The 724-nt window shown below is 62.6% G+C and carries 1 protein-coding gene; it reads right to left on the reverse strand.

The window, feature by feature from the left end; all coding sequences use genetic code 11:
* On the reverse strand, positions 1 to 723 hold a 723-nt coding region (locus AWU74_RS06995; protein WP_306701056.1), incomplete at its 3' end, for an LptF/LptG family permease.
* Position 724: the final 1 nt, after the last annotated feature.

The raw sequence follows: 724 nt of genomic DNA on the forward strand, positions 1-724 counted from the left end.
GACCAGGCACAGCACGAGGCTGACAATCAGCACGTGTGTGCGCGTCTTGCCGGACAAGCCTATAGACAGGAACACGACGATGAACACGATAAGCGGGAACGAAAACTTCTTGTAGTACTGCGAGCGCGCCTCGGCGGACGGCAGCCCCGCGCGCGAAAGCCGCCCGACGTATTCCTTCGCCTCCCGCACCGGCACGCTCTCGACGGACACCGTGTTGTTCCTGAAGGTTGCCGGCGGTTCGGTCAGCCGCGCGCGCACCGAATCCTCCACCTCGCCCGTTCGTATCGTCTCCCCCTCCGCCGTGTACTGCGCCGCTTCGGAGAAAACCCACGCGCCGTCCCGCCATTCCGCCGAGTCCGCGCGGATAATCGCGCGCAGGGCTTTGTCCTCCCCGCGGATTACGACGAAGAGGTTCAGCAGGCTCTGAGTCGCCTCGTCATAGCGGTCGGCTTTGTATATGACGTTCCCGCGCTCGGAGATAATCACCGGCTTGTCGAGGTCGAGCGACTGCACCTCGCCTATGAGCGAGTCCTGAAGCGCGAGCTTCTTCGCGTACCACGGCACCACGAGCGCGTCGTCGAAGCAGAACATGCCGAGGCTCATGAGCAGCGAAAGCGCCAGAAGCGGCGCGGCGAATTTGAACAGCGGTATGCCCGAACAGAATATGGCGAGCAGCTCGTTCTGCGCGTACAGCATGCTCAGCGTATAGGAAGACGCGAACAGA

Source organism: Treponema endosymbiont of Eucomonympha sp., assembly GCF_001028545.1.